At 40.5% G+C, this 262-nt stretch carries 1 pseudogene; it reads right to left on the bottom strand.

The window, feature by feature from the left end:
• Positions 1 to 262: pseudogene (locus AAEY57_RS20275) on the bottom strand (RodZ domain-containing protein); the annotation flags it as partial.

The raw sequence follows: 262 nt of genomic DNA, 5'->3' as shown, positions 1-262 counted from the left end.
CGGTCATAATGTAGCCTGCTTTTTTAACGCCGAATGCTATTTTTTCGCCTTCGCCATCGTAAATTTAAACCCAACTTTCGCCGTTAAAGTTCATAACAATTGTACTGCTAGCATCTTCTTGGCTTTCGTTGTTAGATGTAATAGGAGCCGTTTCTGTAACGGCTTCTGAGCTTGTTGATGTTTCAAGCGTATCTTTTGATTCTAATAGTGATTCGTCGTTAATTTCGGCTTGTCGCTGTTGCTGTAAAATACTGGGTTGAGC

This window comes from Pseudoalteromonas sp. MER144-MNA-CIBAN-0113, from assembly GCF_040308965.1.
In the GTDB taxonomy this organism is placed as follows: domain Bacteria; phylum Pseudomonadota; class Gammaproteobacteria; order Enterobacterales; family Alteromonadaceae; genus Pseudoalteromonas; species Pseudoalteromonas tetraodonis.
This window is presented reverse-complemented; position numbering and strand designations above follow the sequence as displayed.